The 18,799-nt window shown below is 63.9% G+C and carries 18 protein-coding genes; 8 read left to right on the top strand and 10 right to left on the bottom strand.

What is annotated here, in order from left to right; all coding sequences use genetic code 11:
* Window positions 1-24 precede the first annotated feature (24 nt).
* The 4 genes from ACFOJ9_RS24810 to ACFOJ9_RS24795 form a co-directional block, all read right to left on the bottom strand.
* On the bottom strand, window positions 25-1,170 hold the full coding sequence (locus ACFOJ9_RS24810; protein ID WP_378982229.1) for a hypothetical protein: 1,146 nt from the start codon (window positions 1,168-1,170) through the stop codon (window positions 25-27).
* A 31-nt stretch (window positions 1,171-1,201) separates the two neighbouring features.
* Window positions 1,202-2,290, bottom strand: coding sequence for a hypothetical protein (locus ACFOJ9_RS24805; protein ID WP_378982227.1), 1,089 nt, complete (start codon window positions 2,288-2,290; stop codon window positions 1,202-1,204).
* 310 nt (window positions 2,291-2,600) lie between these two features.
* Entirely contained in the window at window positions 2,601-2,990 is a 390-nt protein-coding gene (locus tag ACFOJ9_RS24800) for a c-type cytochrome (RefSeq protein WP_378982225.1), read from the bottom strand.
* Window positions 2,991-3,121: 131 nt separating this feature from the next.
* Window positions 3,122-3,733, bottom strand: a complete 612-nt coding sequence (locus ACFOJ9_RS24795; RefSeq protein WP_378982223.1) for a thymidine kinase — start codon at window positions 3,731-3,733, stop codon at window positions 3,122-3,124.
* 238 nt (window positions 3,734-3,971) lie between these two features.
* Here ACFOJ9_RS24795 and ACFOJ9_RS24790 point away from each other — a divergent pair, with 238 nt between their 5' ends.
* The 4 genes from ACFOJ9_RS24790 to ACFOJ9_RS24775 all read left to right on the top strand — a co-directional run bounded on the left by ACFOJ9_RS24790 (window position 3,972) and on the right by ACFOJ9_RS24775 (window position 7,735).
* Window positions 3,972-4,907, top strand: coding sequence for a choline ABC transporter substrate-binding protein (locus ACFOJ9_RS24790; RefSeq protein ID WP_378982221.1), 936 nt, complete (start codon window positions 3,972-3,974; stop codon window positions 4,905-4,907).
* A gap of 123 nt (window positions 4,908-5,030) precedes the next feature.
* Entirely contained in the window at window positions 5,031-5,885 is an 855-nt protein-coding gene (gene choW, locus ACFOJ9_RS24785) for a choline ABC transporter permease subunit (RefSeq protein WP_378982219.1), read from the top strand.
* Window positions 5,882-7,063 carry a choline ABC transporter ATP-binding protein gene (gene choV, locus ACFOJ9_RS24780; protein ID WP_378982217.1) on the top strand — a complete coding sequence of 394 codons (1,182 nt, stop codon included), beginning with the start codon at window positions 5,882-5,884 and terminating at the stop codon, window positions 7,061-7,063. Before choW ends, choV begins: the two co-directional genes overlap by 4 nt.
* Before the next feature lie 111 nt (window positions 7,064-7,174).
* Window positions 7,175-7,735 carry a hypothetical protein gene (locus ACFOJ9_RS24775; protein WP_378982215.1) on the top strand — a complete coding sequence of 187 codons (561 nt, stop codon included), beginning with the start codon at window positions 7,175-7,177 and terminating at the stop codon, window positions 7,733-7,735.
* A gap of 155 nt (window positions 7,736-7,890) precedes the next feature.
* On the opposite strand, the gene ACFOJ9_RS24770 is transcribed toward ACFOJ9_RS24775, so the two are convergent.
* Both ACFOJ9_RS24770 and ACFOJ9_RS24765 read right to left on the bottom strand, forming a co-directional pair.
* Window positions 7,891-9,297: an ATP-binding protein gene (locus tag ACFOJ9_RS24770; RefSeq protein WP_378982213.1), complete on the bottom strand. Its 1,407-nt coding sequence runs from the start codon at window positions 9,295-9,297 to the stop codon at window positions 7,891-7,893.
* Window positions 9,294-10,010 (bottom strand): response regulator, encoded by a 717-nt coding sequence (locus ACFOJ9_RS24765; RefSeq protein WP_378982211.1) that lies wholly within the window; start codon window positions 10,008-10,010, stop codon window positions 9,294-9,296. Before ACFOJ9_RS24765 ends, ACFOJ9_RS24770 begins: the two co-directional genes overlap by 4 nt.
* A gap of 233 nt (window positions 10,011-10,243) precedes the next feature.
* Between ACFOJ9_RS24765 and ACFOJ9_RS24760 the strand changes: the two genes are divergently transcribed.
* From ACFOJ9_RS24760 to clpS, 4 genes are all read left to right on the top strand, one after another.
* Window positions 10,244-10,546, top strand: a complete 303-nt coding sequence (locus tag ACFOJ9_RS24760) for a hypothetical protein (protein WP_378982209.1) — start codon at window positions 10,244-10,246, stop codon at window positions 10,544-10,546.
* Window positions 10,547-10,584: 38 nt separating this feature from the next.
* Window positions 10,585-10,794, top strand: a complete 210-nt coding sequence (locus ACFOJ9_RS24755; RefSeq protein WP_378982208.1) for a hypothetical protein — start codon at window positions 10,585-10,587, stop codon at window positions 10,792-10,794.
* A 218-nt stretch (window positions 10,795-11,012) separates the two neighbouring features.
* Window positions 11,013-11,378, top strand: a complete 366-nt coding sequence (locus ACFOJ9_RS24750) for a hypothetical protein (RefSeq protein ID WP_378982206.1) — start codon at window positions 11,013-11,015, stop codon at window positions 11,376-11,378.
* Window positions 11,379-11,515: 137 nt separating this feature from the next.
* On the top strand, window positions 11,516-11,821 hold the full coding sequence (gene clpS, locus ACFOJ9_RS24745) for an ATP-dependent Clp protease adapter ClpS (RefSeq protein ID WP_023809857.1): 306 nt from the start codon (window positions 11,516-11,518) through the stop codon (window positions 11,819-11,821).
* Between the two features lie 2 nt (window positions 11,822-11,823).
* On the opposite strand, the gene ACFOJ9_RS24740 is transcribed toward clpS, so the two are convergent.
* The 4 genes from ACFOJ9_RS24740 to ACFOJ9_RS24725 form a co-directional block, all read right to left on the bottom strand.
* On the bottom strand, window positions 11,824-13,902 hold the full coding sequence (locus ACFOJ9_RS24740; RefSeq protein WP_378982204.1) for a hypothetical protein: 2,079 nt from the start codon (window positions 13,900-13,902) through the stop codon (window positions 11,824-11,826).
* A 63-nt stretch (window positions 13,903-13,965) separates the two neighbouring features.
* The gene (locus ACFOJ9_RS24735; protein ID WP_378982202.1) at window positions 13,966-16,788 is read right to left on the bottom strand and encodes a DUF4159 domain-containing protein; all 2,823 of its coding nucleotides are present in this window, start codon (window positions 16,786-16,788) and stop codon (window positions 13,966-13,968) included.
* Window positions 16,785-17,750: a DUF58 domain-containing protein gene (locus ACFOJ9_RS24730; RefSeq protein ID WP_378982200.1), complete on the bottom strand. Its 966-nt coding sequence runs from the start codon at window positions 17,748-17,750 to the stop codon at window positions 16,785-16,787. The genes ACFOJ9_RS24735 and ACFOJ9_RS24730 overlap by 4 nt, the downstream gene beginning before the upstream one ends.
* A complete protein-coding gene (locus tag ACFOJ9_RS24725; protein ID WP_378982198.1) occupies window positions 17,750-18,754 on the bottom strand; it encodes an AAA family ATPase in 1,005 nt (334 codons plus the stop codon). The genes ACFOJ9_RS24730 and ACFOJ9_RS24725 overlap by 1 nt, the downstream gene beginning before the upstream one ends.
* Window positions 18,755-18,799: the final 45 nt, after the last annotated feature.

The following is an 18,799-nucleotide window of genomic DNA, read 5'->3' as shown; positions in this document are numbered from 1 at the left end:
GAAGGGTGCTCCGTGGTGTGACGGTCAGACGTCTGAGATGACCTGTCCGTTGGACAGAATGTGAACCTTGTAGCCGGCAAAGATCTTCTGCGCCTCGCCGGCGGCGTAGAGCGCCTGATAGGCCTCGTGCGGGATCAGCGCATGGTTTTCGTAGCTCGACACGCCCTGGCGCGCGGCTTCCAGATCGTCGGTGTTGATGAAGAATTCCTGCGTCGTCTTCTCGCTCGAAAACAGCCCCTTGCGGCCGGGTTTCTCGGCCTTGGAATAGACCTCCTGGATGGTCCAGGTCAGCAGCCAGGCATTTTCGGGCTTGCGCACCTTGGCCAGTACTTCGGTCACCGTCGAATTGTTGTCGGTAATCCCGGCCGAATAGAACGGGCCGAGCACGACGCGGCGCAGCTGCTTGGGGTGCAGCGGTTCGAAATCCTTGTCGAGGTTGACCGCGATGGTCGCCGGCGACAGGGTATAGGCGGAGTTCTTCTCGGTGAAATCGTCGAAACGATGGGCAAGCTCGGGATTGAGCAGGCCGTCGACCGGCAGCGGAATGTCGATCGTCTCGTTCAGCTTGCCGTTTCTGTCGACAAGCTGGCGGATCATCGCGTCGGAAGAATCCTCCACCGTCACCATGTAGACCAGAGGCAGGTTGGCGCTGCCGTCGAACGTCGCCCAGTGGACGAGATAATAGGGGCGCCCCGTCTTCGGGTTGACCGAGACCTTGGCCGTTTGCGCCAGCATAAACGGGCCGAAGGTGTTCTCGCTTTTGACGTCCTCGAGATAGAGCCGCTCGGCCATCGACTTCTGCAGCGCCTCGGGGAATTCCTTGTGACGCAGGATGAAGTCGGCCATTTCCTCGCGCAACTCGCCGGCCAGCGGAATGTTGGCAAGCCGCGCGTCGGCCTGGCGGCGGTCGTTCTCCAGTTCAAGCAGGTTCTGGAAGACCGGAAATCCGCTTTCGGCGCGCGAAATGCGGAACGTGTCCATAAAACCCAGCCGGTTGCGCCAGCAGGAGAATGACTTGTCGAGCCGGGCAATGTATTCGGCGACGATCTTGGCGACGATGCCATGCCGGTAAAGCGGCGAGCGATCGTCGCGCATGAACACTTCAAGGCCGCTGAGCGCGGCCGTGATGGCGGAGAAATACCGTGCCGCCGCTTCGTTTTCGGGGGTCATGCCTGTGCGCTCGCGGGCAGTCCTGTCACCCCTAAGACTGCACGTAGTTTGCCGAATTGTGCTTCTTCAGCACCTCGTCGAAGCGGCGTGCGAAGGCATCGTCGGCCAGCTTCTTGCGGCGCTGGATGTCGGCGGTGGCGACCATGTTCTTCTCGTGCATCTCGAGCAGGTCGCCGATGTGCTTTTGCGAAGCAGCACCGATGCCGGCCATGGTTTCCTCGGCGGTGTTGTCGACCTGGCTGCCCAGCGTGTTGATCTTGTGGGCGACGTCCTGCTGGGCGGCAGTCTTCAGCGAATCTTCCAGCGCCTTGTACAGCACGATGCGTTGCTCGGTATCGATGGTCAGCTTGTTGATCAGCGTCGACTGCGCGGCGATCTGGTTGTTGAGCGAATCGACGAAGGTCTGGAACATCGAGGTGTAGCGCTCGAGCGTCTGGCTCTCGGCCAGCAGCTCCTGCTCCTTGGCCTGCTTTTCATTGTATTCCGTCGCCAGCTTGGAGCGCTCGCCTTCGAGCTGCGTGCGCTCTTTCTGGCTGGTCGATGCGGCGATCTTGTTTTCGATATCGAGCAGCATCGGGTTCAGTTCCTCGATGCGCTTCTGCACGGCTTCGAGGTTGGTCATGGTGGTCTTGCGGCGCTCGATGACCTGCGACAGGCTGGTTTCCGAGGTCTTGTAGCGCTGGTCGAGGACCTCTTTCTGCGCCTTCAGGATGCCGACGATGGTGTCGGATTTGACCAGCAGTTCCTGCAGATTGCCGGCCAGCGACATGTTGCGGACGCGGTCGGTGCGCATGCGCTGCTTGCTCTGACTGGAAAAGACGCCGATGAATTTTTCCCAGCCGGTGTAGTTCTTCATGCTCTCGAACTCGGCGCCGAAGACGTTGGTGGCGTCCTCCAGCCCGATGATCAGGTCGGCGATGTTGCCTTCCATCACCTTCTGCTGCTTCAGCACATCCTCGATGCGGGCGTTCTCGAGGTCGAAATTGGCGTCGCCGATCTTCTTGTCGGAGGTGGCGAGCGTTTCAAGCACGGTGCCGGACTGCTCGATCTTGGTGCGCATGTCCTGCACGACCTGCTTGGTCTTGGCAATTTCGGCATCGAAATTCTGCAATGTCGCCATTGGGGCCTCCCGCTTCGGCATCAGGTCGCTGGTCGCGAACAGCGGCGAATATATGTGGCGCATTCGGGGATTGAAAGACGCAAGACAAGACCTGCCCCGAAAACAAAAGAATCCGTCACGGTCTTGAAAGGCAATGAAGGCTTGCTCATGGCGTGATTAGCTTGCCGGCCAGGCTTAGTTCAGCTGTCATTGAACTTTCATGCCGCAAAGCGACGGCACTGATGCCTCAGTATTCGGCTAACCATTGAAGCAATCGCGGCCGCGGCAGGAGAAGCAAGAGCCGACTTTACAGCGGCGCTCGTGCAGCGGATCAGGGCTTGGGATCGGCCTTCAGATAGGCGATGATATTGGCGATGTCGTCGTCCTTGGTCAGGCCGGCAGAAGCCATCTTGTTGCCGGGCACTTTCAGCTTGGGTGCCTTGAGATATTCGGCGAGATTGGCTTCATCCCAGACCAGGCCGGCAGCACCGGCACTCTTCATCGCCTCGGAGTAGTGACCAAGAAAACTCTCGGCGCTGCCGGCGGTGCGGCCGACGACGCCCAGCAGATGCGGGCCGACCTTGTCGCGGTCGGTGGCCGCTTCGTGACAGGCGATGCACCGGTTGAAGACCTTCTTGCCCAGGGCCGGGTCACCGCCGGCATGGGCGGCAAACGAGGTGGCAAGGAGAAGAATGCCGGCGGGCGAAAAGGCTCGAAACATGGCTGACCCCGGAGCGTTCTGGCTGGCGGCCTTATACGGCGGAGCCCTTAACAAACGCTGCATCGTGGCGGCATTGGGGAAAGATGCGCGATCCGGCTGCACAGGGCCGGGGGTCAAGGCCGCCGGGGCCGTCAGCCCTTGATGAAGCCGATGAAGTCGTCGGGCACGGCGCGGCCCATCTCTTCTTCCCAATGGCGGCGGCAGAGCGAGACATAGACGTCCTTGCCGATCGCCACCTGCTCGCCCTGGCGCGCCACCTTGCCATCGGGGCCGAGGCGCACGACCATCGTCGCCTTGCGGCCACAGCGGCAGATGGTGCGCACTTCGCGCAAATCGTCGGCGATGGCCAGCAGTGCGCGCGAGCCGGAAAACAGCTTGCCCTGGAAATCGGTGCGCAGGCCGTAGCACATGACCGGGATGTTCAGCCGGTCGGCGATGCGGGCGAGCTGCCAGACCTGCTCCTCCTCGAGGAACTGCGCCTCGTCGACGAAGACGCAATGCACTGATGTGTGCGCGTGGTGATCGGCGACGCGGGCGAACAGATCGTCACCGTCGCGAAACATCTCGGCTTCCGTCTCCAGGCCGATGCGCGACGAGATCAGGCCGGTATCGCCCTTGCGGTAGTGGCCGGCGACGAACAGCATCGTGCCCATGCCGCGCTCGCGATAATTGTACGACGCCTGCAACAGCATCGTCGTCTTGCCGGCATTCATCGTCGCATAGTGGAAGTAAAGCTTGGCCATACCGCTCTTTTAAGCCGACTTGGCTGGGCACGGGGAGGGGCGGCCGCCCGCATTCCCCTGAAAAAGCCGTATCGCAAGACAAAAGCGTCAGCCGTGTCGCTGATTGGCCAGCCCGCGCCGTTGATCGTGATTGTCTTAGCGCTTGAAACCACACCAGAATGGTGTTTGGCTGACGAAACAAGGCGGGCAGAGAAACCGTAACTAGGCTTCGCCAAAGAATCACAATGGGAGACTGTCTATGTCGCGTATGAACTCTTTCGTCGCCGGCCTCGGCCTGGCGGCTTTTTTGTCCACCAGCGCTGCCTATGCCGGTGATCCGGCAAGCTGCAAGGCGGTGCGCCTTTCCGATGTCGGCTGGACCGACATCCAGGCGACGACCGGCGTCGCGTCCGTGCTGCTGACCGCACTCGGCTACGAGCCGCAGACGATCCAGCTGTCGGTGCCAGTGACCATGGCTTCGCTGAAGAACAAGGACCTCGACGTGTTCCTCGGCAACTGGATGCCGTCGATGACCGCTGACATCAAGGACTACACCGCCGACGGTTCGGTCGAGACCATCAGCGAAAACCTCAGTGGCGCCGGCTACGGTATCGTCGTGCCGACCTATGTGGCGGACGCCGGCGTCAAGACGCTGACCGACCTCGGCAAGTTCAAGGACAAGTTCGACGGTAAGATCTATGGTATCGAGGCCGGCAATGACGGCAACCGCATCATCCTCGACATGATCAAGAACCCGAAGGACAATCTCGAAGGTTTCGAGCTGGTCGAATCCTCGGAAGCCGGCATGCTGACGCAGGCCGAGCAGTCGATGAAGAACAATGAGTGGATCGCCTTCCTCGGCTGGACGCCGCATCCGGTGATGGGTGCCATGAAGATCACCTATCTCGATGGCATGGGCGACAGCGGCTTTGGCGCCGCCACCGTGCATACCAATGTGCGCAAGGGCTACACCACCGAGTGCCCGAATGCCGGCAAGTTCATCGCCAACCTGAAGTTCAATCTCGACATGGAAGGCGAGATGATGGACGCGATCCTCAAGGGCGCCGACGCCAATACGGCCGCGACCGACTGGCTGAAGAAGCATCCGGACGCGGTTGCTCCGTGGATTGCCGGCGTGACCACTTTCGATGGCGGCGACGCGGCTGCAGCCGTGAAGACTGCGCTCGGAAGCTGAGCGGGTCTTGCGTTCGGCGTGACCGATCAAGAAGGGCAGTCACTGTAGAAAGGGCTGCCCTTTTTCATATCGTGTGACAAGATGACCGTCCGGCAAGGACGGCGACTGCCAAAGAGGGGCAAGATGGATCCGATTTCAAAATTCTTTGTCAGTTATAAGATCCCCATAGGCGAGTGGGGCAAAGCGTTCTTCACCTTCCTTACCGACAATTTCAACACCTTCTTCCGAGGCCTCTCCGGCGGCTTGAATTTCCTGCTCGACGGAGTGGTCGACACGCTGCTGCTGGTACCGCCCGTCATTCTCATCGCGCTGATTGCGCTGCTTGCCTATTATCTGCAGCGATCGAGAGGCCTGGCGGTGGCCGTCTTTCTCGGGTTGCTGTTCATCCTCAACCAGAACCTCTGGAAGCAGACGGTGGAGACGCTGGTGCTGGTGGTTGCCGCTGCCGCCGCCTCGATGGCCATCGGTGTGCCACTCGGTATCTGGGCTGCGCACAAGCCGAAGGTCTACCGCATCATGCTGCCGGTGCTCGACCTGATGCAGACGCTGCCGACCTTCGTCTACCTGATCCCGGTGCTGACGCTGTTCGGCCTCGGCAATGCGCCCGGCCTCATCGTCACCATCATCTTCGTCATCCCGACCGCGGTCCGGCTCACGCATCTCGGCGTCGTCTCGGTGCCGAAGTCGATCGTCGAGGCAGGCGAGGCGTTCGGCGCCACCAAGAGCCAGTTGCTGTGGAAGGTGGAGCTGCCCTCGGCGCTGCCGACCATCATGGCCGGTCTGACGCAGTCCATCATGCTGTCGCTGTCGATGGTGGTGTTTGCCGCACTGATCGGCGCCGGCGGCCTCGGCACCGAAATCAACCGGGCGCTGGGTTCGCGCAAGATCGACCTCGGGCTTGAAGCCGGCCTCGCCATCGTCGTGCTCGCCATCGTTCTCGACCGGATGACCCGCATCGCCGTTGGAGGCAAGAAATGACCGTCGCCGTCGATTTCAGGAACGTCGACATCGTCTTTGGCGCCGACCAGGCCGGTTCGCTGGCGATGATCGACGCCGGCGCCAGCCGTGCCGAGATCCTCGAGAAGACGGGCAATGTGCTGGGCTGCGCCGGCGCCAGCCTGACCGTGAACGAGGGCGAGATCTCCGTACTGATGGGCCTGTCCGGTTCCGGCAAGTCGACATTGCTGCGGGCGGTCAACCGGCTCAACGTGGTGTCGCGGGGCCAGGTGTTGGTCAAGGATGGCGACAAGACCGTCGACGTCGTCACCTGCGATGAGGCGACCTTGCGGCGACTGCGGCAGAAGCAAGTGGCAATGGTGTTCCAGCAGTTCGGCCTGCTGCCCTGGCGCACGGTGGAGGAGAATGTCGGCCTCGGCCTCGAACTCGCCGGCGTGCCGGAGCTAGAGCGCAAGGAGCGCGTGCAACGCCAGCTCAAGCTGGTCAATCTCGACCAGTGGTCGAAGAAATATGCGCATGAGCTTTCGGGCGGCATGCAGCAGCGCGTCGGCCTGGCCCGCGCCTTCGCCACCGAGGCGCCAATCCTGCTGATGGACGAGCCGTTCTCGGCGCTCGACCCCCTGATCCGCACCAAGCTGCAAGACGAATTGCTGCAGCTGCAGGCCGAGTTGAAGAAGACCATCATCTTCGTCAGCCACGACCTCGAGGAGGCGCTGAAGATCGGCAGCCACATCACCATCATGGAGGGCGGGCGCATCGTGCAGACCGGCGCGCCGGAAGACATCGTGCTGCGTCCGGCCAACGACTATGTCCGCGACTTCATCGCCAATGTGAATCCGCTGTCGGTGCTGACCGCCTGGAACGTGATGCGCGACCGTCGCGATCTGGAGCACGGCGACAGTGGCTGGGTGTGGCTCGACCGGCGCAAGACGACGCGTTTCAAGATCGACGAGCACGGGCTGGTGGCGGCGGCCGAACGCGACGGCAAGCCGGCGATCTGGGTGTCGTGCGCCGATCTCGAGGCCCAGTCCGAGGAAGCGGCGCAAGTGTTCTGGGCCAATCCAGGCACCTCGCTGAAAACCGTGATGCTGGCCATGCATCGCTCGCAAACCGCTCCCGTGGCGCTATTCGACGACCAGTCGCGCTTTGTTGGCGCCATCGGCATCCGCGACGTGTTGAGCGCGGTGCTGCGGCGGTGACCTTCGGCGTCAATTCAGCCCATAGGGCGTTTATCGTATTCGAGGGAACGCAGGGCAGGAATTGCTGAATAGCCTAAGGCACAGCCGGGTCGCATAAATTGAGGTTGAGGCATGCGAAACGCGACGGTGGCTGCAATCATATACGAGTTTCTATTCGACGTTTACCGGCTAATCGACGCTGAGCGAGGGCACAACGAGTGGCTGCCAGACGAGCATGGCGTGGTGCGCGAAGCCTTCTATCACAGTTACACCAGTTGCTGGGAGTGGAGTACCTCCGTGCTTGAGGAGGTCGGCGCCACCAAGACCCTCCAGCTGCCGCACATTAAGCAAGACCCGAACAGGAGCAGCCCGTACAGCTACCCCTTAATGACCTTGGACGAATGTCGCGTTGCAGACTTTTCAGAGTTCGAGACCTTCGACAATTATTGCTACGCAATGTTTACCTTTTACCAATTGATCGATCAAACTTCGGGCCTAGAGGGCGAGCTAAATCTGGCCGTTCGGTCTCCCCGGTTCTTGGAGGCGGTCGCATCCAAGGACGATGTCTTCCTGGTCGAGGACATTCATTGCGTTAAATTTAGAAGAGATCGCTTCGAGGAAAAGGTGATGACGCGTTGGCGCGACCCGATGCAGCGTCGCATATTTCGACGCAAGGACGGCGCACAGAAATAAGCAACCAGCCTCGCCACCGTTCGTTGACCTATTGCCGGTTGATCCCGGCACTCCATGCCTGACCCGCTGCCGAAAGGTAGCGGGTTTTTTGGTGCACAACCCCCGGGGCATTGCGAGCCGCAAACCAATTTGAGATTTGACTGGCTGTTCCAAGCTTAGGCCACCGCCGGCAGGCGCAACTCAGTCAACAGGCCACCGCCGGGGTTGTTGAACAGGCTGATCTCGCCGCCGGCGGCGCGGGCGATGTTGCGGGCGATGGTCAGGCCGAGGCCGAGACCGCCGGTCGCGCGGTTGCGGGATTGTTCGAGGCGCACGAAAGAGCCGAACACGGCGTCGATCTGGGCCTGCGGTATCCCAGGCCCTTCGTCGCGGATGGTGAGCAGGATCATGTTTTCCGACCGGCGCAGGCTGAGATGCGCCTTCTTGCCGTAGGTGACCGCGTTCTGCACCAGATTGGTGACGCAGCGCTTGAGCGCGACCGGCCGCGCCATGCAGATCAGGCCGCGCGAGCGGGTCTCGTCGTCGAACGAAACGTCGTCATAGCCGTCGGCGATCGACTCCACGAGCGACCAGAAGTCGATGCGCTCGTTCTTTTCCTCCGTCACCTCGAAGGTGGCGAAGTCGATCACCGAGCTGGCAATGCTTTCGACATCGGCCAGATCGTGCGCCAGCGCCTCGCGAACCGCCGATTTGCGCAACAGCTCCAGGCGCAGGCGCATCCTGGTCATCGGCGTGCGCAGATCATGCGCCAGTGCCGCCGCCAGATGTTCGCGGTCCTCGACATATTCGCGCAACCGGGCCTGCATGGCGTTGATCGCCTTGGCGGCGGCGCGGACCTCGCGGCTGCCGCTCTCGGCGATTGGCGGGCTCTTCAGGTCCTTGCCGATCCGGTTCACGGCGGTTTCCATCATCCGGTAGGGCGCGGTCAGCCGGCGCAGCGACCAGATCGACATGATCACCACCAGGCCGGCGATCAGCGAATAGAGCGGCAGGCTGTCGAAGCTCAGGATCGGGCCGACCGGCGTGATCGGCTCGGTGAAGTTCAGCCATTGGCCGTCGGCGAAGCGCAGCGACGCCGTCAGCTTGTCGCTCTGGGCGAAGTCGGCTGCCAGCACCAGAAGGTCGCGCTCGACCTGGCCGATATCGGGCCCCGGCGCCATGCCGGTGGCGTCGTCGGCCTCGCGCGTCGCCGGGTCGCGCCGCACGCGCGCGTCGGTGATGCCGAATTTCGACAGCCGGCCAACGAGGATGTCTTCGAGTTCGGCCAATTCGTCGTCGCCGGCGATCGACGAGGTGACCGCCGGCGTGTCCGAGACGGTGAGCGCGTAGGTCGAATTGAACAGGCCGGTTGCCGTCGCCTTGCGTTGGTCCGGACTGGCATCATGCATCAGCTGCACCAGCGAGAAGGCACGGTCGTTGAGACGGTAGAGGTCGACCACGTCGTTGGCGACGGCGCGGTCGCGCGACACGATGTAGAGGGTCGCGACCTGGCTGATCAGCAGGCCGGCAATGACGATCAGCAGCACCCAGACAGGCAGGGTCTGCGGCAGGAAACGTCTCATTCGGACGTCGTCTCGGGCAGGAACTGGTAGCCGCCGCTGCGCACGGTCAGGATCAGCTTGGGCGTTTTCGGGTCGTCTTCCATCTTGCGCCGCAACCGGCTGACCAGGATGTCGATGCTGCGGTCGAAGGAGTAGTCGCTGTCGCCGCCGGACAGTTCGATGAGCTGGTCGCGGGTCAGCACGCGCTGCGCGCTCTTGACGAAGGTCTGCAGCAGGTTGAATTCGGCCATGGTCAGTTCGACCCGGACGTCGTCCGGCGCGATCAGCCGGCGACGCGAACAGTCCATCGTCCAGCCGGCGAAGCGGTAGATCTGCTTGGTGGTGGCGCGCTTGGGCTCGGCGGCGCCGTTGCGCCTGAGCACGGCGCGGATACGCGCCAAAAGCTCGCGCGGGTCAAAGGGTTTGGGCACATAATCGTCGGCGCCCATCTCCAGGCCGACGACGCGGTCGGTCGTCTCGGTGACAGCGGTCAGCATGATGATCGGCGTTGAATACTGGGCGCGGATATCGCGGCACAGCTCCAGCCCGCTCTTGCCGGGCAGCATCACGTCAAGGACGATGAGATCCACCTGCGCGCGGCGCAGGATCATCTCCATCTCGATGCCGTCGGCGGCAACCGAGGTGTGCAGGCCCCGCTTCTGGAAAAATTCCTGCAGCAGGTCGCGGATGCCCTTGTCGTCGTCGACGATCAGTATGTGTGCGTCGGATTTCACAGCAGCCCTGTCATTGTTGATTGCCAAGCCGTTCTGTCGCAACCCACACGATAGAATTCAGGCCATATGTTGGCCAGTGGTGATGATGGGTTCACACCGGCTTTCTCAGACACAATCCAGAAACAAAATTCTACAGTTCAGAAAAACTCCTGAAAAATTTCAAAGGCATAACTGGTCTCGTGGCGGTCGGGTCATCGGCTGCGACGCTAGTCTCCGGGTTTACGGAAAAACCGATGCCAAGGTTGTCGATCAGTTTGTTGGGTGCGTTGCTGGGCCTTGGCCTGGTCACTGCCGCTGTTGGACAATCGGACGCAAAGGCGACGCTCACCACCCGGAGCGAACGGTGTGCCAATCTCAGCCACCAATTCGATGAAGCCCTCGAAACCCATGCCGCGGCAACGCAGGTCACCGCGGCAAAGGCACTTCAGAGAAAGGGTAACCGGTACTGCGCCGCCAAGAAACAGGCACAGGGCATCCGGATGCTCGCCAATGCTTTGAAGCTGCTTGGAGTGACACCGAACGACCCGGTTCAGTGACATCAGAAACTCGACCTGCATAAAAAGGAAATGAAGCCATGAAAAAGTCCATCCTCTCCGCCACCGGTCTCGCCGTCGCTCTCGCTTTCGCGATGCCGGCTCTCGGCAATGCCGCTGCCACCACGACCGCTGCTCCGGCTGCTTCGACGACCACCGCTCCGGCGACTGCCGCTCCGGCCAAGGCTGCTCCCAAGAAGGTCGTCAAGAAGCACAAGAAGGCCGTCAAGAAGGACGCCCCGAAGGCTTAATCCATGCGCGGCATAACATGCCTGCCTTTTGACCAAGGCCGCTCCAGCTGGTTTCGGCTGGAGCGGCCTTCCTCCTGTCCGAACCGTGGAAAAGCCAATGTATTGGCGGTGAAGCGGACCGATGGGCCCAACCGATCCTTGGCGAAGTCTGGCACCGGCAGCTTCCGCCTCGACCAACTTTAACCCGTTTGCAACGCCGGCTGTGTAGGACAATCCGCATGAAGAAGCGGCTTTCGTCCATTTTGCGCTCGATGGTGATCGGCGGCCTGGTTGCCACCGGCGTCGCCAGGGTGCTGATCCTGTTCACCGCCAGCCCGGTGCCCGATCCGGCCAGCGGGCGCACCGAGCCTTCGCTGTTTGCGCCGGCGATTTCCACCAACTGGGACTACATCACGCCGGCACAGACCTGGCTGCTGATCGTGCTGACCGGCGCGACGCTGATCAGCGCCGCGGCGTGGCCGATTGCAGCATGGCTGGAACGCCGGGCCGATGCCGGTGGAACCCGCCTTCGCCACGATATGCCATCCGCCACGACCCTGCGGGCGATCCAGGGCCGTCGCATGTTCGGCCGTCAGGACCGTTGAACGGCAACCGACACTTTCCCACATGATTGTTAATGGCCGCGCCCACCGGACACCGGTTTTGCGCGTCGATCAAAATGGACGGCCGCTGTCGCCGATGGCAGAATGACGGCAAGGTCGCTTCGCTAACTGTCGGTCCGATGCCTGAAATCACCACAAAACCGCGCGTCCAGGTCAAGCCACAGGTCGAACGGCCGAAGCTCTACAAGGTTATCCTCATCAATGACGATTTCACGCCGCGCGAATTCGTGGTGACGGTGCTGAAGGGCGAGTTCAAGCTCAGCGAAGACCAGGCGCACCGGGTGATGATCACCGCGCATCGGCGCGGCGTCTGCGTCGTCGCCGTCTTCACCAGGGATGTCGCCGAGACCAAGGCGACGCGCGCCACCGATGCCGGCAAGGCCAAGGGCTATCCGCTGATGTTCACGACGGAGCCGGAGGAGTAGTCCTACCGCCCCTCGCGGTACCACATCGAACCCATTGCCAAAAGCAGCAGGCCGAGGCCGAGGAAGCCGCCGAACAGCGGCACGCGCGAGACGGCCTTGAGTACGCTGTCATCCGTGGTGCGCAGGCCGATCCAGTCGCTGCCGGACGCGGCGCCGGCCGAGCGCACCGGCACGATGGAGGGCAGGGTCACGTCACTGCCGAGCGTCGAGGACGACGCCAGCCGGCGCACGCTGCCGCCGGTGGCTTCCGCCGGCGCCTTCAGCCGGTTTTCGGTGGAGATGACATCGGCGAATTCCGGTGCATTGACCGGCCCGACATGGGCGAGTGCGGTCAGGTCGCCATTGGCGACCTGGTAGAGGCCGATCTCGCTGGTCTCGACGCTGCCGAGGAAGACGCCGGGCTCGGATTTCACGAGCTTGACGGTCAAGGTCTTGCCGGACGGGGTGATAATCTGCGCGGGGCCGGGATCGTCGGCCATGGTCTGACGGCGGATTTCCAGCACCATGCCGCGGCCGTCGGCGGTCAACCGCTCCTCCTCGAGCTCAGGCTCCTTCATGAGCCAGTGCGCAATGCGCCGGTAGAGCTGGACATGCGGGCCGCCGCCCTCGAAGCCGCGCGCCCACAGCCAGCCCTGGTCGGACAGAAGCATGCCGACGCGGCCTTCTCCCTTACGGTCGAGCAAGAGCAGGGGCCGGTTGTCGGCGCCCTTCATCACCACTTCGCCTTCCGGGTTCTGCACGCCTATGGTGCGGAACCAGCGACTCCAGTGCGGCGGCTCGGTGGCCGAGCCATCGAGCCCACGCGTCACCGGGTGACGCTGGCCAAGATCGGTGAGGCGCGGATAGAAGGCCTTGTCGACAACCTCGCCGGTCGGCATTGCCGGCAGGGCCGACATCAGCGGCGTGCGTGCGATAGAGCTTTCGCCGGCATATTCGGGGCCGGCCGCGATCAGCAGCGCGCCGCCCTTTTCGACATATTCGGAGATGTAGTCGTAATAGAGGATCGGCAGCACGTCGCGGTGCTGGTAGCGGTCGAAGATGATGAGGTCGAAATCCTTGATCTTCTCGACGAACAGCTCGCGGGTCGGGAAAGCGATCAGCGACAATTCGTTGATCGGCGTGCCGTCCTGCTTTTCCGGCGGCCGCAGGATGGTGAAATGGACGAGATCGACCGAGGCATCGGATTTCAACAGATTGCGCCAGGTGCGCTCGCCCGCGTGCGGCTCGCCAGAGACGAGCAGCACGCGCAGGTTCTCGCGAATGCCGTCGATCAGCGCGATGGCGCGGTTGTTGGTGTCGGTCAGTTCACCCGGTTCGCGGTCGATGGCGAGTTCGACGATGTTGCGGCCGGCGCCCGGAATGGTCACCTGCAGCGGCATGGCCTGGCCGACAGTGGCATGCTCGACCGCTACCTGCTCGCCATTGACCGAGACACGCACATCGACTGGGCCAGTCTCGTTTTCGGTCGAGATGACGCGGTAGGTCATGTCGAGCGGCTTGCCGACAAGGCCGAAGCGCGGCGCGTTCTCGAAGCGGATGCGGCGATCCTTCTCGTGGTCGTTGCCGGTGATCAGCGCATGCAGCGGGGCGTTGAAGTCGGGGGCGCCCGGGGGCGCATCATGAACCTCGCCATCGGTGATCATGATGGCGCCGCCGATGCGTGACGGCGGCACGTCACGGAAGGCGCCTTCGAGCGCGCCGAACAGCCGCGTCTCGGTGCGCTCCTCGGCGGCCTCGGATTTACCCGCTTCGACGACTCGCACATCGAACTGCTTGAAGCGGCCAAGACGCTGCTGCAGCCCGGCCAGTGCCTCGTCGGTCTGTTTGGTGCGGTCGCCGATATCCTGGCTCTGGCTGCGGTCGACGACGAGGGCGACGACGCTTTTCAGTGGCTCGCGCTCCTCGTTGAGGAACACCGGATTGAACAGGGCGGCGGCGAGCGCCAGCAAAGCGACGAAGCGGAAGACCGAGCCGCGCTGGCGAAACCACAGGCCGACCAGCGCAAGCAGCGCCAACGGCACCAGCGCCAAGGCCAGCAGTGGCCAGGAGATCAGCGGTTCGAAGGAGATCGACCAGTTCATCTCTTACCCTCCCTCTTGTGGGGAGGGTCGATCCGCGCGGGGAACGCAACAAAGAATCTCATCTTACTGCCCCAGCCGTTCGAGCAGGATGGGCACGTGCACCTGGTCGGATTTGTAGTTGCCGGTCAGCATGTACATCATGATGTTGACGCCGGCGCGCAGCGCGTAGATGCGCTGCATCGGGTCTGCCGGCACGGTCGGCAGCAGCGCATCGCCATTCTCGTCGACCGCCCAGGCGCCGGCGAAATCGTTGGCGGTGATCATGATCGGCGAGACGCCGTCGCCGGTCCGCACCGGCCGGTTTTCGGCATTGCTGGCGTCGAGCGAGGCCTCGACCCATAGCGGGCTGCCGGCGAAGCGGCCGGGAAATTCGGGCAGGATGAAGAAGGACTTGGTCAGCACATGGTCTGATGGCACCGGTTCCAGCGGCGGCACGTTGAGGTTGCCGAGGATGTCGCGCAGCCGCTCCGTCGCCGGGCTGGTTGAATCGGCGCCGATGCCGTTGGCGAACTGGTCGCGGGTGTCGAACAGCACCGTGCCGCCCTGCTGCATATAGGCGTCGATGCGGGCGATGGCGGCCTGGCTGGGCATCGGTGCGGAGGGATCGATCGGCCAGTAGATCAGCGGATAGAACGACAGCTCGTCCCTCGAGATGTCGACGCCGGCCGGCTCGCCCGGTTCCAGTGCCGTCTTCTCGACCAGGAAGCGCGTCAGGCCCTCGAGCCCGGCGCGGCTGATCGAATCGTCGCCCGGCACGCCGGTCAGCACATAGGCGATGCGGGTCTTCGAAATCGCCTCGACGGCCACCTCGTCGCCCGGCTTGGCATCGTCGGCGCGGGCGAGATCGGCATGGCCGAACAAGGCGCCGAACGCAATCAGGACCGCGGCGGAGGTTGCCGCGGCACCTGCGCGGCGCGGCCGGCGCGAAAACAGGCCGCCCATCCAGAACACCGCCAGCGTGTCGAGCAGCATCAGCGCCAGGGCAGCCGCGACCAGCGCGCCCTTCAGATTGCGAGATTCGTCAAAGGCATACTGGATCGAGGTGACGGGAACCGTGATCTGCGGGCGTGCCAGCGGGGCCAGCGTGCTGTCGGCTTCAAGCAGATTGTGGGCAAACACACCCGTCTCGGAACCATAGAGGCCGGGCGGGTTTTCAAAAGTCACCGGCAGGGCACCGGCGCCCGGCACCAGCGGCCGTGCGTCCGGTGTCGGCGGCACCAGCGAGCCGTCAGCCGCAATCATGCGGTAGGGCGCCAGCGAGGTGGCGGCGGCTTCGGCATTGGCGATCGCCGCGCCCTGATTGCGTGACAGCTGCACGATACGGCGCAGCATCTCGACGAAGCTGCCCGAGATCGGCAGATTCGACCAGGTCGCCTCGGGGGTGACGTGGAACAGCACCAGCGTGCCCTTGCCTTTCTTCAGTCCGGTGACCAGCGGCGTGCCGTCGGCAAGGGCTGCCCAGGTGCGCTCGACGATGTCGGGCGTCGGCTCGGCCAGCACCTGTCTGGTGACGGTGACTTCGGTCGGCGGGGCGAGATCGGCGAACGGGCCGGCCTTGGGGAATTCGGTGACCGGCTGCGGCGACGTCCATGACAGCGCGCCGCCGAGCGAACGCTCGCCGGTGCGCAGGCGGACCGGCAGCAAATCGTCGTCATTGCCGGCGGCGGCCAGCCGCGAACCGGCGAAACGCACCAGCGTGCCGCCATTGTCGACCCAGTCGACCAGCCTTTGCCGGACCGGCGCGGGAATGGTGCCGATGTCGGCCATGATGATCATCGCCGGCTTCTGGTCGAGGATCTGCGGGATGGCATCGGCGAGGTCGGCGCTGGAGGGTTCGACCAGATCGGCGAAGGGCTGCAGCGCGCGCCTGATGTAATAGAGCGGCGACAAAAGCGGCTGCGCCTGGTCGGCCTCGGCCTGCGACAACAGCCCGACGCGGCGGCGCTTGGAGCTTTCGTCGAGGACGCGCACCGCGCCGGCCTGATGTTCGCCGTCGAGCGCAATCGAGGCAAAGTCATTACGCAGTTCGAACGGCACCGCCATGGTGCCGGTGGCGGTGGTTTCGCCAGGCGAAAAGGTCAGCGTCGCATCGGCGATGCGGCGGCCCTTGTCGTCGAAGGCGCCGGCGGTAACCTGTGCCGGGGCCGGGTCGCCAGGCGCGCGGATGGCGGTCAGCGCAAAGCCGTCGACCTGGTTGTCGGCGGTGGTCAGGCCGGTCAGCGACAGCCGGTCGGCGGTTGCCCAAACGACACGGGCGGCATTCTTCGACAACAGCGTGTTGAAGGCGGCCTCGTCGCCTTTTGCCGCAAGGCCGTCGGCAAGCACGGCAACACTGGCGCCGGGCAAGGTCTCCAGCACGCCGGCGACGCGGGCATAGACAGCGGGCCGGTCGGTGGGGATCGGCCGCGGCTTGGCGGCGCGCAGCCGGTCGAGGGCGGTGGCGGCATCGAACGGGCCGACCTCCGCATTGGGTTTTTCGGCGGTGAAGGCGATGATGACAGGCACGCCGTTCGAGCCCGCATCGTTGATCAGCCGCTCGGCGGTGGCGACGCGCTTGCCCCAGTCGGCGGCACTTGCCCAATCATTGTCGATGACCAGCGCAAGTGCTGCACCTTCGGCCGGCAGCTTTTCGCGCGGGTTGAAGACCGGGTCGGCCAATGCGGCGACGATGAGCGCCGCCATCAGGAGCCTCAGCAGCGTCAGCCACCACGGGCTCTGCTGCGGCGTCTCCTCGCGCTTCAGCACGCGGGCGAGAATCTTCAGCGGCGGGAAGATTTCGGTCTGCGGCTTGGGCGGCGTCAGCCTGAGCAGCCACCAGATCACCGGCAGTGCCAGCAGGCCCCACAGCACCATGGGGGCGCCAAAGGAGAGCGGCAGCCAGCTCATGCGACGGCCTTTCCTGGCTGATCGCCACCAGCGATCATGCCGGCCCGACCGCCAGCGGTTGGCCCGACGGAGGGGCCATCGGCGGTCATCGCCATGTGCAGGCGCACCAGCGCATCGGACGCCAGCCGATCGGTGTGGTTGACGGTAAAGCTCCAGCCAAGCCGCTTGCACCAGGTGGCCAGTTCGTGACGGCGGGCGGTGTAGAGCAGGCGATACTCATCGCCCAGCATTTCGGCGCGGCCGGCGGTCAGCTTGTCGCCGGTCTCGGGATCGGTGAATTCGGTGCGACCGGCATAGGGGAAGGTCTCCTCGGCCGGATCGGCGACCTCGATCAGGTGGGCGCGCACGCCGTGGCGGGCAAGCACGTCGAGCCAGGCCATGGTTTCCTCGACTGGATCGAGGAAATCGCTGACGATGACGATGTCGCAGAAGCGCCTGATGTCGGACAGGTCGGGCTTTGCCGGCAACTCGCCGGCATGCATCAGTTGGGCGGCGATGCGCTCGGCGCCGTTGCGGGCGGTGAACGGGTCGGTGAGGCCGGGCCAGGCGATGCGCTCGCCGCTGCGCGACAACAGCTCGGCCATGGCCAGCGCCAGCACCAGCGCGCGCGACTGCTTGGAAACGCTGGCGCCGGTCGATTTGTAGAGCATCGACGGCGAGGGGTCGGCCCACAGCCAGACCGTATGGGCGGCTTCCCATTCGCGGTCGCGCACATAGGTATGATCGTCGCGAGCCGAGCGGCGCCAGTCGATGCGTGAGGAATCGCCTTCGACATAGGGTCGGAATTGCCAGAAATTCTCGCCGATGCCGCGCTTGCGGCGGCCATGCCAGCCCGCGATCACGGTGTTGACGATGCGCCGCGCCTCGACCAGCAGGTCGGGCACCAGCGAGGCCCGCAACCGGCCACGGGCCAGCGCGTCGCGCGTCGCTGCCGGAGCCTGGACCTCGCCGATATGCGCCATCAGATGCCTTTGGCCAGTTTCGCCACCACGTCGCGCACGCTGGTGCCTTCGGCGCGTGCGGCGAAGGTCAGCGCCATGCGATGCTGCAGCACTGGCTCGGCCAGCGCGCGGACATCGTCGATCGAGGGCGCCAGCCGGCCGTCGTAGAGCGCGCGCGCCCTTGTGCACAGCATCAACGCCTGGCTGGCGCGCGGGCCGGGACCCCAGGCGACAAGCTTGTCGGTTTCGGCATTGCCCTGGCCGGGACGCGCCGAGCGCACCAGCGTCAGGATCGCTTCGACGACGCTTTCGGGCACCGGCATGCGGCGGATCAGCGTCTGGATTTCCTTCAGCCGCGCCGACTGCAGCACGTTCTGCGCTTTCGCGTCCTCGATGCCGGTGGTTTCCAGAAGGATGCGGCGCTCGGCCTCGATTTCGGGATAGAGGATGTCGACCTGCATCAGGAAGCGGTCGAGCTGCGCCTCGGGCAGCGGATAGGTGCCCTCCTGCTCCAGCGGGTTCTGCGTCGCCAGCACATGGAAGGGCGCCGGCAGATCGTAGCGGGCGCCGGCAATGGTGACGTGGTACTCCTGCATCGCCTGCAGCAGCGCCGACTGGGTGCGCGGCGAAGCGCGGTTGATCTCGTCGGCCATCAGCAGCTGGGCGAAGATCGGCCCGGAGATGAAGCGGAAGGAGCGCTTGCCGGTCTCGTCCTGCTCCATCACCTCGGAGCCGAGGATATCGGACGGCATCAGGTCCGGCGTGAACTGAATGCGGCGCGAATCGAGGCCGAGCACGATGCCCAGCGTTTCGACCAGCTTGGTCTTGGCGAGGCCCGGCACGCCGACCAGCAGCGCATGGCCGCCGGCCAGCAGCGCCACCAGCGTGCGCTCGACGACGCTTTCCTGGCCGAAGATGACCCGGCCGACCCCGTCACGAATTCTGGAAATATCCGCCAGCGCCTTTTCGGCCTCGGCGATCATGTCCGTTTCGCTGATCGGGCTTTCCTTGACCATCACGCTCATGCAGCATCGATCCTTGTGGTTGGAAACACCGGCCCGCAGCATACC

It is taken from the genome of Mesorhizobium cantuariense (assembly GCF_042647205.1).
In the GTDB taxonomy this organism is placed as follows: domain Bacteria; phylum Pseudomonadota; class Alphaproteobacteria; order Rhizobiales; family Rhizobiaceae; genus Mesorhizobium; species Mesorhizobium cantuariense.
Note: the sequence above shows the minus strand (reverse complement) of the source record. Positions and strands in the feature narration are given on the sequence as shown.